Below are 15111 nucleotides of genomic sequence, written 5' to 3'. Positions count from 1 at the left end.
ATGCTAAACCAACACCCCCAACTCCTTCGCCCGCGCCACCGCCTGTGTACGCCGCTCGACCCCCAGCTTGCTGTTGATATGGCTGGCATGGGTTTTAACGGTATGCAGCGAAATGAACAACTGCTCACTGATTTCCTGATTCGAACACCCCAGTGCGATCAGTCGCAGAACGGCCAACTCACGTGTACTGAGTTGTTCGGCGGCTGGCGATGACTCCACTGCCGAACGGGAAGCCATGACTGGAAGCTTTTCCAAGAGGTTCTGCGCAACGGCCGTCGGCGCACAGAGTTGAAGTTGCCCGCGCAGCCAGTCCGGGTGCTCGGCCAGCAATCGGTCAAAGGGTTGCAAGACACCACTGGAAGCCGCTTCCAGCGCCTGGGCCAACGCCTTACGGGCCTCGGGTTCGCGCCCGCTCACCAGCAACAGCATGACTTTCTGACTCAGCGCCATCACGCTGAGCATCTGCCTACCGCTGCGCTGACCGTGTTCATGCAGCGCATTTAGGCGCCCCTCCGCGAGCATGGGCTGGCCCTTCATCATGTCCAGCACCGCCTGTTGCAACTCAATGTGCAGCGGCAGTTGTGGATGAAATTCCGGAGGAGCCGCCGGGTGCTCGCCGTTGTAAGTCTGGCCCAATCGCGCGAGCCAGGCTTCGGCCAGATCGATGCGCCCCTGGGCTAGCCACAGCTCGCATTTGACCAGGGTAATCATCGCCAGATAGTAAATCGGCGGAACGTCCCAGATGTGCATCAGCCGCTCGGCCTCAGCGAGTTCGGCGAAGGCCTTCGCGAATTCGCCGCTGTTGCCCTCCAGCCGGGCAATAACACAGTGGCCGATCAGTACGCTGATGTCACGACAGGCCCTGGCTTCACCCAACCCCGCGAGTAAACGTGCCCGCGCGGCCTGGGGTTGCAAGCGCAGCGCCAGCAAAAAACCCTCGTACAAGGTCAGGCGTGCGCGCACCGCATAAAGCCGTTGTGGGGATAAACCTTGCAGGCGTTGCAGCCCCTGACGGACTTCATCCAGCGAACGCAGGATCTCCCCTCGCGCCTGCAATACCCGGGCGCGGTCGTAATGAGCCAAGGCCTCGAACAACGGATTGCCAACGCGCTGTGCTAACTCCAGCGAATCACGATTCAACCCCCGGGCGCGCCACAAGTCGCCATCGGCAATCGCCAGATTGGACAAGGTCGACAGGCACATCAGTCGCTGTCCATACCGTTTGGCCGGCAGGCTTTCCAGCGCTTCGGTGCAATAGAGCATGGTCAGCTCGCGATCGCCTCGCCCCCGGGCAATGATCCCGCTCAGGGCCAGCCATTGCGCCAGCATGGATTTTTGCGCAGTAGCCGACGGTGCCGGCAGGAAGCGGCTCAGGTGACTGGCCAGCTCTTCGGCGGCGTCCAGTTGACAGGCCAGCCCCAATGCCCAGCTGTAGAGCACGATCAGCCGTGGCGTGCTGATTAACAGGCTATCGGGCAAGTCCATTTTCCAGCGCAGCAACATGCCGACGTTCTGCTCGGCCAGCAGTTGCTCTTCAGAAAGGTTTTGCACCAGATTCGCCGCGACATCCAGATGCCCGGCGCGCAACGCCTGCTCCACCGCCTCATCGAGTAGCCCTTGGGCGTTGAACCAGCGGCAGGCGCGCAGGTGCAAGCTGGCCGTCGGCACCATCGCCTGGGCGGTGGGCCGGCTGCGCAACAGGTCGGAAAACAGGTGGTGATAGCGGAACCAGTGACCGTGTTCGTCCAGCGGCACCAGAAACACCTGATGCGCCAGCAGGAAACGCAGGATCTCGGCGCTGTCATGGGCCTCGCGCACAGCGTCGCACAGCTCACTGCAAAAGCGCTCCTGGGGCGCGGTGTCGTACAGGAATGACTGCACCTCGGCGGGCAGGCAATCGATGACTTCTTCGAGCAGGTAGTCGCGAATCAGCCCTTCCCCGCCGTACAGCGACTGGGGCAATGCACCCTCGCTGCCCACCTCGGAGGCCGCCAATAGCCAAAAGCGCAGCCCTGCCACCCAGCCTTCGCTGCGCTGGATCAAATTCTCCAGCGCCTCGCCACGCAATGAAATGCTGTGTCGATCAAGCAGGCTCAGGGCTTCATCATGGGTCAACCGAAGATCCTGCTCATGCAACTCGAGCAGTTGCCGCGACAGCCGCAGGCGTGCCAGATGCCAGTCCGGACGCTGCCGACTGGTGACCATGACCAACAGGCCATCGGGTAAATGATTGAGGAAAAACTGCAGACAACGATCGAGCACCGGCCCCTGGGCCAGATGATAGTCATCAAGTACCAACAGCAGCGGCGTGTTGGGTGAAAGGTGCACGGCCAGTTCATCGAGCAAACCGTCCAGCCATTCTTCAAAGGCGAACGGTTGATGACGTTGGCGCATTTTCAGCAGCCCCAACGCCTGGCTGCCCAGTTGTGGAAAGTAGTCCTGAAGACCTTCGAGCAGGCGCTCAAGAAAACGGCCGGGATCACTGTCCCGCAGACTCAAGCCCAGCCACAGGCTTTGCCAGTGATCCGGCAACCCCTGACAAAACTCCACCGCCAATGAACTCTTGCCGAACCCTGCCGGCGCGCTGACCAGCAACAGCCTGCCACCGAGACCTGCACTCAGGCGCTCGCACAGACGCGGCCGCAGCACATGGCCGGCGGGCAGCGGAGGCCGGAAAAAACGCCCGTCCAGTGCCGCGACGGCAACGCTTGCAGGGCCCGGAAGTGGGGACAGATCAGTCATGGCCGGCTCTTGTTTGAAATACTGATGGCGGCGTTACAGATGTCCGCAGCCTAGCGGTAAACGAAGAGCTATTGAAGGTTATTGCTACAAATGGCTACAAAAAGACTACGAGCAAAAATGTCGGTAAACCGGACAGCCACACCGGACAACGATCTTTATGAACTGCCAAAAAAACGCCCCGAACCAGTCGGGGCGTTTTTTCGAGGATGCGGCCTCGGGTTACAACGTTTTAGCGAACGCCTTCCTGACGCAACGCGGCCGGAGTGAAGTCGGCGGTGCTGGCGGTGAAGCCGAAGTTATAGGCCGACTTCTCTTCGTTCTTCATGCCCAGTGCCAGGTAGCGGCCCGATTGCAGGTCGTACAAGGTTTCGAGGGCATACCACGGCACTTGCTTGTCGTAGTAGTTCTCGGAGTGAGCCTCGGCGACGCGCCACAGTTGCCCGCGACCGTCGTAGTGGTCGACCACTGCCGCCTGCCAGGTGTCTTCGTCAATGTAGAAGTCACGTTTGGCGTAGATGTGACGCTGACCTTCCTTAAGCGTCGCGACCACATGCCAGACCCGGCGCAGTTCATAGCGAGCCAGGTCCTGGTTGATGTGACCAGCCTTGATGATGTCGGCGTACTTCAGCTGTGGCGAATCGAGCTTGTAGCTGTCGGAGGCGATGTACATCTCTTTCTTGCCTTCGAGCTTCCAGTCATAGCGATCCGGCGCACCGTTGTACATGTCCAGGTTGTCGGAGGTACGCAGGCCATCGGCAGCGGTACCCGGCCCGTCATAGGACACTTGCGGCGCACGACGCACTCGGCGCTGCCCGGCGTTGTAGACCCACGCCGAACGCGGCTCTTTAACCTGGTCGAGGGTTTCGTGCACCAGCAGCACGCCACCGGCCAGACGAGCCGGCGCGGTCACTTTCTGCTTGAAGTAGAACAGAATGTTGCCCGGGTTCTTCGGATCGTAATCCTTCATCCTGTCGCGGAACACGAACTGGTCCTCGAAGTACACCAGGCTGAACGAGCCGTTCGCCTGCGGCGTGGCCTGGGTTATCAGACGGGTCACACTGCCGCCGCGATAACGGGTGATATGGTTCCAGATGACTTCAACGCCACTTTTCGGAATCGGGAACGGGATCGCGGTTTCGAAATTCTCCAGACCGTTACCGCCGGACACCAGGTTAGTGTTGGTAGCGTTCTTCTTGATGGAGGCAAACACCTCATCCGGCACAGTGGCGCCGCGATGGGACGGGTAGACCGGCATCTTGAAGGTTTCCGGGTAACGCTTGAACATCGCGTACTGGCCCGGCGCGAGTTTGTCCTTGTACTGGTCGACGTTCTGCGCGGTGATGGTGAACAGCGGTTTTTCACTCGCAAACGGATCAGACAGAAAACCCTTGCTGTCCACGCTACCGGCGTTTTTTGGCATCGGTTTCCAGGCCGGGATCGAGCCGTCGGCGTTGCCTGCCATCTCGGCCCCCATCGGGGTCAGGCTCTTGCCCAGCTTGTCCGCTTCGGCCGCAGGGACCGCCGCCATGACAGCGGTCGCCAGCAGCGAAAGCCCCAGAACACCAACATGGAACAGACTCTTTGTTATTTTCATAAATGTGTTCGTCCTGAAAATACTGTGCTTAGAAGTTCACGCCGAAGCTGAGCGCAACGAAGTCGCGGTCATCTACGGTGGTGTACTTGCCGTCGAAGAAGTTGGTGTACGCCAGGCTCGCGGTGTAGGTGTTCTGGTATTCGGCATCGAGCCCCAGGCTTACCGCTTTACGACCTTCCTCGAAGTTGCCGCCAGGGCCTGGCGAGTAACCGCTCACGTCGTGGGACCAGGCCACGTTCGGCTTGAGGTTCACACCGGCGAATACGTCGGGGTATTCCCAAATGGCCCGGGCGCGATAACCCCACGAAGTGGCCGTAGTGAAGCCGTCGTTGTTGCAATTGCGGCTGCGGTTGTTGGTAGCGGCACCCGCGCCGGCACCATTGATGGTGCTGGTGTTGAGGATCGCCGAGCAGGTATCGAGGCCACCGGTGGACGGCAGTTCGCCAGGCCCGTAGACCGGGTCACGGCCATAACGGACGTCAGAGGTGCTTTCCAGGCCACCGACGTGGGTCACGCCCAGTTCGCCCACCAGGGTCAGACGGCTGGCGCCCATGACCTGATCGAAGAAGTGCGTCAGGGTGGTCTGGAACTGGGTGATTTCCTTGCGGCGATAGCCGTGCAAGTCCTGACCCGGCACACCATTAAGCAGCGAAGCATTGGTCAGGGCGCCGCCCAATGGACGCACGCCGGCGAACAGAATGTCGGTGGAGTTGAGCTGCACCGGCGCGTTCGGACGATAGCTGAGCTCACCGCTCCACGCCGTGCCGGTAGGCAAGGTAGTGGAGAAGCTCAAGCCGTAGAGGCGGATGTCTTCCGGGTACTCGACGAAGTAGTTCGAGTTACCCGCGACCACCAATGGTGCCAGAGCCCGAAGCGCCCCCGGCAAGGCCGCTGCCCGTGCATAGGCCGATGCTGGAGCACCCGTGGCGCTGAAAATCGGCGCACGGCTGTGATAGTTCATGAAGTAGGCGCCGAACTCGGTATCCAGCGGCTCAAACATGTATTTGAGGGACGCGCCCCACTGACCGCTGTCCCGCGCATCGCGATCCGCGCCACGGCGCACCAGCACACCTTCTTCGTTGACGTCCACGCCCAGCCTGGTCAATGTCGGCAGAGCGGCGGCCGGAATGGTCGAACGCTTGTTCAGCACGCGCAGGTTGTTGTCGCAACCGTCGGCAATGATGTCGGGCTGGGAGAAAAAGGTGCCGCAGTTGTCGACGACGGTCTGGTCCCATTCCAGCTGATAGAAGGCTTCGGCCGACAGGGTGTCGGTGAGGCTCTGGGACACGTAGAACATGTTGACCGGGATCAGACCTTCCTTGACCTCGGCGCCGGGACGACGGAACGCGGAGACGTCGATCGGGTTGATCGAGTTGATGCCGCCGCCGATGAAAGTACTTTCACCCCAACTCACAACCTGCTTGCCCAGACGCACGGAACCCGGCTGATCGGCAATGGAGTAGTTGTGGTAGACGAAGGCGTCGAGGATCTCGCCGCCGGAGGATTTGGCGCCTTCCTTGCGGTTGCTGTCGCTGATGTCCTTGAATTCGCGGCTTTCATCCTTGAGTTCGAAGTCGTACCAGTATTTGCCTCGGACGAAGACACCGGTGTCGCCGTATTTCAATTCAAGGTCATGAATACCCTTGAAGATCTTCGAGAAAGTTTCGCCACTCTTGAAGTTGGCGTGACCGTCATCGGACGTCTGGGACAGGCCATGGCCCCCGTTATTGACGCCGATCAAGTTTTTGTTGGGACTCTGAGTAGACCAACTGGCTCCGATCGACAGGGATGAGTCGAATTGACCTTCGATTTCACCAACGTTGAAACTGACGCCGAATGCGGGCCCGGCGAGCGAAGAGGCGAGACTGACCGCCAGGGGCAGTTTCGCCCGGCGCCAGAACTGGTTTACTGATGTCATCGACGCTACTCCATGTGCATTATTGTTATGGCTTAGTACTTTTAAAAACGCTGTGGGTAACCGGAAGCCAAGCGGTCCGAAGTCACTCCAAAGTTGCATCGCCCCGTTTATTGCGTGAGCTCCGTTCTTAAAAATCCTTGAGCGGACTATAGCCAGCAGGTAGTAGTGCTTGATCCCTCTAAAGTGTGATTTGCGCTGCCGGCCACTCTGGAACAGTCCTTTCGCCAGTCCGACACATGTCGGCACGGCAAGGATGGCTGAAAATTCGGATTTCACAAGCCAAGCGCTTGCTTGGTGGCTCTGGCGTGCCCTTTTGGGCACGCCAGATGACGCTTAAAGCGTCGAGAGGAAGGTACTGTTGTTGGCCTGCCATTCGGTGATGTCGACGCGGATACGCTTCTTGTCGAGCTTGCCGACGCTGGTCTTGGGAATTTCAGTAACAACGGCGATCTGACTCGGGATAGCCCACTTGCTCAGGTGCCCCTGTTCAACGTACGGCTTGAGGTGCTCCTTGAGTTCCCTGGCCCCGATCTGATGCCCTTCGCGAACCACCAGCAGCGCAAATGGGCGCTCGCCCCACTGTGGATCGGCGATGCCCACCACTGCTACCTCGCGTACCGCAGGGTGGCGACTGATCAGGTCTTCCAGGTCCAGGGAAGAGATCCACTCGCCACCGGTCTTGATTACATCCTTGATCCGGTCACGGATGTCGATCACGCCCATGCTGTCCAGGGTTGCCACGTCGCCGGTGTGCAGCCAGCCCCCGGCCCAGAGCTCGGCGCCTTTTTGCGGCTCGTTGAAGTAACCCTCGGTGAGCCACGGCGCACGCAGCACCAGTTCGCCCTGGGTTTCGCCATCGGCTGGCAGGAAGTTGCCCTCGGTGTCGACGATTGCCGCCTCAACCAACGGCCCCGGCACACCCGCCTTGATCCGGTAGGTGGTGCGTTCGTCTTCGGTGCCGGCCATCAGCTCATCGTTGAGGTGGGCACATGATACCAATGGCCCGGTTTCCGACATGCCATAAGCGGCGGTCAATTGGATGCCCTTGGCCTTGGCGGCGTCGTATAGGGCATGGTTGAGCGCACTGCCGCCGATGACGATTTTCCAGCCACCGAAATCGACGTTTTGCGCCGCCTTGGCATTGAGGACCATTTGCAGAATGGTCGGCACGCAGTGGGAAAAGCTCACCTTCTCCTTGCGCCACAGCTCCACCAGATACTCGGGGTCGTAACGACCCGGATAAACCTGCTTGAGCCCGAGCATGGTCGCCACATACGGCAAGCCCCAGGCATGCACATGGAACATCGGGGTGATCGGCATGTACACGTCGTTGGTGCCTAACAGCCGCACGCTGTCGATGGCGCCCATGATGGTCGCCACGCCCATGGTATGCAGCACCAGTTGCCGATGGGTGAAATACACGCCTTTGGGGTTACCGGTGGTGCCGGTGGTGTAGAACGTGGTGGCCACCGAGTTTTCGTCGAAGTCCTGGAAGTCGTACTGCGGGCTCGCCGCGGCCAGCAGTTGCTCGTACTCGCCGACAAGGTTCGGCAACTCGGCAGTTTTTTCCGGCAAGTCGGTCAGCAGCAGGGTTTTCTCCACCGTGGTCAGGTGCCCGGCAATCGCCTTGTACAAACCGACGAACTCGCTGTTGACCAGCACAAAGCGGTCCTCGGCGTGGTTCATGGTGTAGAGAATCTGTTCTGGCGACAGCCGCACGTTAATGGTGTGGATCACCGCGCCGATCATCGGGATGGCGAACATGCACTCCAGGTAGCGATGGCTGTCCCAGTCCATTACCGCCACGGTATCCCCGGCCTTCACGCCGGCTTCTGTCAACACATTGGCGAGCCGTGCGACCCGCTCGATCAGGGTCGGATAGCTGTAGCGCAACTGATCGCGATAGATGATCTCCCGAGTTTTTTCGTAACGGGCGCCGGACATCAGCAGCCGTTTAATCAACAACGGATACTGGTAAGCGCCCTCGGCTGGAGGAATAACGCGAGTCTGCAACATAAGAGTCCCTTTTTGACTGCACAGTCTTGGCTGCTAAAGCTAAGCACTCTAGAGGCCTTGAACGCCAGCCAAATCAGCCAAAGGTATGATTTGCAGAGCCGCACAAATGCTAGCTTTGCGCCAGCATTTGCGAGAGTTCGTCAGCCGTTACGCCATTTTTCCTACGGCAGCCTCGGCTGGTGTCCGGGGGAAAACCATTGCAGCCACGAAGGTCAACGCCGCAATACTCGCCAATATCAGGTAAAGGCCTACGAAGCCTTGGCGCGGTTCGACGAACGAAATCAGCGGAATCGCGGTAGCACTGGCACCGAACGATAAACAGTAACGCAGCGCGAAGACTCGGGATTGCCATTGCGGCGCGACAAAGTTGGCGACCATCGCATCATTCACCGTGACCTGGCCAAACACCACGAACATGAACGCCGCACCCAGCACGATCACGGCCCAGCCGTCGACATAGGCCAACCCGAACAACAGTGGCGCCTGGCACAGCGTCAACACTATGAACGGCCATTTCAGACTGAAACGATGCAAAACCCGGCCGATGCTCAACTGCGCCACGGCGCCGAAGGCATACGCCAGGCTGACTACGACGCCAAGGATTTGCGGTGAAGTAAACAAATCGTGCAGGCGTTCCTGAAACAATTTCGGATAGGTCATGGTCGTGGCGTTGAACACCACACCGCCGGTCGCGGTGGCCAAGGCCAGTACGCCGAACACCATGACCATGGAAATCCGCTGGCCAGCCGCATCTTTGAGCGGTGTGTGCGCACGCTTGGGGATCGGTTCTTCGCGCACCTGAAATGCGAAACCGATGCCCAGCCCAATCGCCACCACGCCAGGCAAAACGAACGCCGAACGCCAGCCGAGTTGCGCCACCAGCAACCCGGTGATCAGCGCCGAAAACGCCACGCCAAGGTTGCCCCACATGCCGTTGATACCGATTTCACGGCCCCGGTTCTGCGCGTAAGCCACCAGCATCGCGGTGCCCACCGGGTGATAGATCGCGGCGAAAATACCGATCAGCGTCAGGCCGAGTACCAGCATCGGTGCGCTGCTGCTCACGCCGGTAAAGATCGCCGAAGCGCCAATGCCGAAAAAAAACACCAGCATCATTTTCCGTCGGCTCCAGCGATCCCCCAGCCAGCCGGCCGGCAGCGAACAGGCGCCAAAGGCAATAAAGCCGCCGAGAGACAGGCCGATCATCGCGGCGTAGTCCAGTGCGAAGGCCTGGGTCATACCGAGAACGGCGGCGGGAAAAATCAGCATGAACATGTGATCGATCACATGGGCTGCGTTGATATAGCGGAGGACATTTCTGGACTGGTTCATCGCGGCACGCTTACGTTGTAGTGAGCGGCTTATGCTAAGTTGGCGAAAAAGAGTAATCCTGACAACAAAGTCATTGGATCTGACATGTTAATCAGCCATTTCCTGCACGGGCCGGTCAGCGCCTATCCGCGAGATTACGTGGACGGTGCTCACCAGGAACTGCATCAACACCGCGAAGCTCAGTTGCTGTACGCCGTTTGCGGCACCATGCGAGTGGTCACTGCGCAAGGTGCCTGGGTCATTCCACCAACCCGAGCCGTGTGGATTCCACCATTGGTGGCGCATGAAATTTTCATGTCGGGCGAGGTGCGCATGCGTTCGCTGTTCATTGCCCCCGAACTGTCGCCGCCAACGCTGCAACAGTGCTGTGTGCTGGCCGTCACACCGCTGCTGCGCGAGCTGATCCTGCGCGCGGTGCAAGGTCCGCGACACGCGGAAAACTCATTGATTCAGAAGCTGATGCTGGAAGAGATCGCCAGCCTGGAAAACCTTCCGCTACACATTCCAATGCCCGAGGACCGACGCCTGCAGGGCATCTGCATGGCGCTGCTGCGCGCACCGAATCACTCCAACACCCTGGAAGACTGGGCACAACAGGTCGGCGCCAGCTCTCGAACCTTGGCGCGGCTGTTCCAGCAGCAACTGAAGATGAATTTCAATGCCTGGCGCCAGCAACTGCGCCTGATGGAAGCCCTGCCGCGTCTGCTCGCCGGGGAAAGCGTGCAGAGCGTGGCGCGCGACCTGGGCTACGGCAGTGCTCGGGCGTTCAGCGCAATGTTTCGCCGTTTGCTCGGGGAAAACCCTCGGGAATACCTGAACGCGCTGAACAAATTGAGCGAACTCAATCCCCCGTAGACACTCAGCGCGATCAATGCATCTCGGTGAACGCGAGTTTCACGCCGATGGCGATCAGCACCGCGCCCATGGTCCGGTCGAACCAGTGGCCCATGCGGGCGAAACCGGCGCGCACGCGTTGTTGACTGAACAACATCGCCACCAGGCAAAACCAGAGCGCCGTTGCCGCTGCCAGATAGATCCCGTAACCGGCCTGTACCGCCAGCGGCGTGTGCGGGTTGATCACCACGGTGAACAGCGACAGGAAAAACAGCGTGGCTTTCGGGTTCAAGCCATTGGTCACGAACCCCGCAGTGAAGGCGCCCCGCGCGGTGCGCTCACCCGCTTCCTGGTGCAGATCGTCAGCCGCAGGTTTGGCCGGTTGCGCGCGCAGGGCCTTGTAGCCGATGTACAGCAGGTACGCGGCAGCGGCCCATTTCAAGGCGTTGAACAGCACGATCGACTGAGACACGATCAGCCCGATCCCCAGCAGCGAATAACCAACGTGCAGGAAAATCGCCGAACCAACGCCCAGCGCCGTCCAGGTCCCGGCGCGGCGACCGTGAGTCACGCTCTCTCGCACCACCACGGCGAAATCCGGGCCGGGGCTTGCAACAGCCAGCAGGTGAATCAGGGCAACGGTCAAGAATTCTGTCCAGTACATGGGGGCTCCTTTTGGGCAAGCGTAACTGCTTGTTTCATCTGGTAGGCTCGGCAGATTACGCCTTCAGTTCAACGCACAAAAGGTACAGTTGATGATGATCTCTCGCCGCGCCGTTTTCCTCGACCATCCGTCCCTGGACCTCGGCGATCTCGACCTCAACCCACTACGCGAGTGCTTCAGCGACTTGCAGCTGTTCGCCCAGACCACGCCTGCGCAGGTGATCGAACGCCTCAAAGGCGCCACTGTCGCCATCACCAATAAAATCCTGATTGATGCGGCGGCCATGGCGGCCAGCCCCGAGTTGAAGTTGATCCTGATCACCGCCACCGGCACCAACAATGTCGACCTTGCTGCAGCCCGCGCCCACGGAATCACTGTTTGCAATTGCCAGGGTTACGGCACGCCGTCGGTGGCTCAGCACACGATTATGTTGTTACTGAACCTGGCGACGCGCCTGGGCGACTATCAAAAAGCCGTCGCCGAAGGTCGCTGGCAACAGGCGAAACAGTTCTGCCTGCTGGATTACCCGATCGTCGAACTCGAAGGCAAAACCCTCGGCTTGCTCGGCCACGGTGAACTGGGCGGTGCCGTCGCGCGGCTGGCCGAAGCGTTCGGCATGCGCGTCTTGTTGGGGCTGATTCCGGGCCGCCCTGCCCGCCCGGACCGCTTGCCGCTGGACGAGCTGCTGCCGCAAATCGACGCCCTGACCCTGCATTGCCCGCTCAACGAACACACCCGACACTTCATCGGTGCCCGTGAACTGGCCTCGATGAAGCCCGGTGCTTTCGTGGTCAACACCGCGCGCGGCGGCTTGATCGACGAACACGCATTGGCCGACGCCCTGCGCAACGGCCACTTGGGCGGCGCGGCCACCGACGTGTTGAGTGTCGAACCACCGACTGCGGGCAATCCGCTGCTGGCCCAGGACATTCCACGGCTGATCGTCACCCCGCACAACGCCTGGGGCAGCCGCGAGGCGCGGCAGCGAATCGTTGGCCAGTTGACGGAAAACGCTCAGGCTTATTTCAGCGGTAAAGCGCTGCGGGTCGTCAGTTGATAAACTGCGGCACTTTTTTTCAAGGAGCAGAGTATGGATCCGCGCAGTGAAGTACTGCTTCGTCAGGCCGAGTTGTTCCAGGGTTCGGTGCTGCTGGCCGGTTTGCCCGCCGATGACTTGCTGGGTCGCTTGCCCGATGCCCACGGCTGGTGCTGGCACGCCGGCGATCAAGCAGCACTGGACGCCCGTTTCGCCGGGCGCAGCCATTTTGGCGTGAATGCGCCCGAGCGCGAATTCGACAGCGCCGTGGTGTTTCTGCCCAAGTCCAAGGACCTGACCGACTATATCCTCAACGCCCTCGCCTCTCGTCTGGCCGGTCGTGAGTTGTATCTGGTCGGCGAAAAACGCAGCGGCATCGAAGGCGCGGCCAAGCAGTTGAACCCCTTCGGCAAACCACGCAAGCTCGACAGCGCACGGCATTGCCAGCTCTGGCAGGTCACCGTGGCCAATGCGCCAGAAGCCAAATCGCTGGAAAGCCTGGCCCAGACCTATGAACTGCCATTGGCCGAAGGGCCGTTGAAAGTCATCAGCCTGCCGGGCGTGTTCAGCCACGGTCGACTGGATCGCGGCAGCGCCCTGCTGCTGGAACATCTGGACAAACTGCCCAGCGGCCACCTGCTGGACTTCGGTTGCGGTGCAGGCGTGCTGGGGGCCGCGGTCAAGCGGCGTTATCCGCACAACCAGGTCACCTTGCTCGATGTCGACGCATTTGCCGCCGCCAGCAGTCGCCTGACCCTGGCCGCCAACGGTCTGGAAGCGGAAGTGCTGACCGGTGACGGCATCGACGCAGCGCCCATGGGCTTGAGCGCGATTCTGAGTAATCCACCGTTCCATGTCGGCGTACACACCGACTACTTCGCCACAGAGAACTTGCTGCGAAAAGCAGCTAAACATCTGAAAAATGGCGGCGAACTGCGGTTGGTTGCCAACAGTTTCCTGAAGTATCAGCCGCTGATCGAAGAGCACTTGGGCGCGTGTGCGATCAAGGCTGAAGGACAGGGTTTTAGAATCTACCGGGCCAAGCGTGGCTGAAAACGCTTTTGTAAAAGAAGGCTTGCCCAATCGGATTTGCCTAGGCAGAATCCGCTCCGTCCTAGGGGAGTAGTCTCCCACGAGCGCCATGCTCGTCCGGCATACGTCAACATACTTGGTCCTCAGACCATGGCGTATGCGACCCACGCGTCCGCATCAGACGGATCGCAGGGTTTGACAAGACCTATGACACGAACACCTTACCCGGGGCGGGAAGGCTGTACGTGTCATAGCCGTGTCGACCCGCCCCTTAGGAAAACCCTGATGATGCTGGACTCTCTACTCGTTCCCACCGCAATCGTTGCCTTGGCCGAAATCGGCGACAAGACGCAACTGCTCGCACTCATTCTCGCCGCTCGCTTTCGCAAACCCTGGCCGATCATCGCCGGCATCGTCGCCGCGACCCTGGCCAACCACGCGGCGGCCGGTGCGGTAGGCGCCTGGTTCGGCAGTTTCTTCTCGAATGCGACGCTTCACTGGATCCTCGCCGCCAGCTTCGCCGCCACGGCGCTGTGGACACTGGTGCCGGACAAGATGGACGAAGACGAAGCCAGCACCGCCCGCAAGTTCGGACCGTTCCTGACCACGCTGATTGCGTTCTTCCTCGCGGAGATGGGCGACAAGACCCAGGTCGCGACCGTGATGCTCGCCGCGCAATACCCGGATCTGTGGCTGGTGATCCTCGGCACCACCGCCGGGATGTTGATTGCCAACGTGCCGGTGGTACTGGCGGGCAACTTTGCGGCGGAAAAACTGCCTCTGACTTTGATCCGTCGCCTGGCGGCGTCGGCGTTCTTCATCCTGGCGATTGTCGCGGTGTACAAGGCGATGCAGAGCAGTGGCTGGGTTTGACCCTGGATCTGGTGAGTAACAGATTGTGGCGAGGGGGCGTTCCGACAAGCCTCCTCGCCACAAGCCTCAGCACTTGATGATCAGGATTTCCTGGCTTTCTCGTACAACGGCATGACTTTCGGAATCGCCGCCTGCAACGACGCAATCCGACTGGCCGACGCCGGGTGAGTGCTCAAGAACTCTGGCGGCGCGCCTTCCGAGGCTTTGCTCATTTTGTTCCACAGGGTGATCGCAGAGTTCGGGTTGTAACCAGCGCGGGCGGCCAGTTCGAGGCCGATCAAGTCGGCTTCGTTTTCGTTCTCGCGACTGTTGGGCAAGGTCATGCCGTATTTGGCCACGGTGTCCGCCAGGGCCAGGCTGTCCTGCCCCAGACCGAGCAACGCACCGGCGCCCTGCTTGGCCATTTCGAGACCATAAGCCCTGGACATCGCTTCACGACTGTGCTCGCGCAAGGCGTGAGCGATTTCATGGCCAATGATGGCGGCGATTTCGTCGTCAGTGAGTTGCAGGGTGTCGATCAGCCCGCTGTAGAAAATGATCTTGCCACCAGGCCCGCAGGAGGCATTCAGCTCATCGCTCTTGATCAGGTTCACTTCCCATTGCCACTGGGCCGAATCCGGACGAAACACCGGTGCCTGGGCAATCAGGCGATTGGAGATGGCCTGGACGCGCTTCGCATTGTTACTGGATTTATCCAGCACGCCTTTGGTGCTCGCCTCCCCGATGGTCTGTTGATAAGACTGGGCGTACATCTGGTTGACCTCGGAGGTCGACAACATACTGAACATGTATTGCGTGCGCTCAACGCCCACGGCGCCACCGCTGGTGGTGTTGACCGACTGACAACCGGCAAGCAGCAGACTTGCACTCAGTGCACACAAAACCAATGTCTTACTCATCAAGAAGCTCCCTGGAAACATGCCGCGTATCCTAGGTGGGGATTTGTATCGGCGCCAGATACAACGGACGTGTAGCACGTACATTTCAGACAAAGCCCGGATTACCGTAGGAAAAAATTCACACAACAGCGTCCACCGCGGCTGATCACGGCCAGCAATGATTCATTTACG

11 protein-coding genes and 1 riboswitch are annotated in these 15111 nt (G+C 60.1%); of the genes, 4 read left to right on the top strand and 7 right to left on the bottom strand.

The window, feature by feature from the left end; genetic code table 11:
* Positions 1 to 3 precede the first annotated feature (3 nt).
* The 5 genes from LOY28_RS04480 to LOY28_RS04460 form a co-directional block, all read right to left on the bottom strand.
* Positions 4 to 2742 (bottom strand): LuxR C-terminal-related transcriptional regulator, encoded by a 2739-nt coding sequence (locus tag LOY28_RS04480; RefSeq protein ID WP_018929605.1) that lies wholly within the window; start codon positions 2740 to 2742, stop codon positions 4 to 6.
* A 229-nt stretch (positions 2743 to 2971) separates the two neighbouring features.
* The gene (locus tag LOY28_RS04475) at positions 2972 to 4336 is read right to left on the bottom strand and encodes a DUF1329 domain-containing protein (RefSeq protein WP_018929604.1); all 1365 of its coding nucleotides are present in this window, start codon (positions 4334 to 4336) and stop codon (positions 2972 to 2974) included.
* 28 nt (positions 4337 to 4364) lie between these two features.
* The gene (locus tag LOY28_RS04470) at positions 4365 to 6254 is read right to left on the bottom strand and encodes a DUF1302 domain-containing protein (RefSeq protein ID WP_018929603.1); all 1890 of its coding nucleotides are present in this window, start codon (positions 6252 to 6254) and stop codon (positions 4365 to 4367) included.
* Positions 6255 to 6587: 333 nt separating this feature from the next.
* Positions 6588 to 8270, bottom strand: coding sequence for a fatty acid--CoA ligase (locus LOY28_RS04465; RefSeq protein WP_018929602.1), 1683 nt, complete (start codon positions 8268 to 8270; stop codon positions 6588 to 6590).
* Positions 8271 to 8417: 147 nt separating this feature from the next.
* Positions 8418 to 9602, bottom strand: a complete 1185-nt coding sequence (locus LOY28_RS04460) for an MFS transporter (RefSeq protein WP_064616191.1) — start codon at positions 9600 to 9602, stop codon at positions 8418 to 8420.
* An 84-nt stretch (positions 9603 to 9686) separates the two neighbouring features.
* On the opposite strand from LOY28_RS04460, the gene LOY28_RS04455 reads away from it, so the two are divergent.
* Entirely contained in the window at positions 9687 to 10457 is a 771-nt protein-coding gene (locus LOY28_RS04455; protein WP_111454523.1) for a helix-turn-helix domain-containing protein, read from the top strand.
* 13 nt (positions 10458 to 10470) lie between these two features.
* On the opposite strand, the gene LOY28_RS04450 is transcribed toward LOY28_RS04455, so the two are convergent.
* A complete protein-coding gene (locus LOY28_RS04450) occupies positions 10471 to 11100 on the bottom strand; it encodes a LysE family translocator (protein ID WP_019582369.1) in 630 nt (209 codons plus the stop codon).
* Positions 11101 to 11191: 91 nt separating this feature from the next.
* On the opposite strand from LOY28_RS04450, the gene LOY28_RS04445 reads away from it, so the two are divergent.
* From LOY28_RS04445 to LOY28_RS04435, 3 genes are all read left to right on the top strand, one after another.
* Positions 11192 to 12157, top strand: a complete 966-nt coding sequence (locus LOY28_RS04445) for a 2-hydroxyacid dehydrogenase (RefSeq protein ID WP_258613132.1) — start codon at positions 11192 to 11194, stop codon at positions 12155 to 12157.
* 33 nt (positions 12158 to 12190) lie between these two features.
* Positions 12191 to 13189, top strand: a complete 999-nt coding sequence (locus LOY28_RS04440) for a class I SAM-dependent methyltransferase (RefSeq protein ID WP_064616188.1) — start codon at positions 12191 to 12193, stop codon at positions 13187 to 13189.
* A gap of 52 nt (positions 13190 to 13241) precedes the next feature.
* Positions 13242 to 13364: riboswitch (yybP-ykoY riboswitch) on the top strand.
* A gap of 92 nt (positions 13365 to 13456) precedes the next feature.
* Positions 13457 to 14041: a TMEM165/GDT1 family protein gene (locus LOY28_RS04435; RefSeq protein ID WP_026286682.1), complete on the top strand. Its 585-nt coding sequence runs from the start codon at positions 13457 to 13459 to the stop codon at positions 14039 to 14041.
* Positions 14042 to 14121: 80 nt separating this feature from the next.
* Here the strand turns inward: LOY28_RS04435 and LOY28_RS04430 are convergent, their stop codons facing one another.
* Positions 14122 to 14940, bottom strand: coding sequence for a M48 family metallopeptidase (locus LOY28_RS04430; RefSeq protein ID WP_018929596.1), 819 nt, complete (start codon positions 14938 to 14940; stop codon positions 14122 to 14124).
* Between the last annotated feature and the right edge of the window lie 171 nt (positions 14941 to 15111).

Origin of the sequence: Pseudomonas sp. B21-017 (assembly GCF_024749245.1) — a bacterium.
Classification (GTDB): Bacteria; Pseudomonadota; Gammaproteobacteria; order Pseudomonadales; family Pseudomonadaceae; genus Aquipseudomonas.
This window is presented reverse-complemented; position numbering and strand designations above follow the sequence as displayed.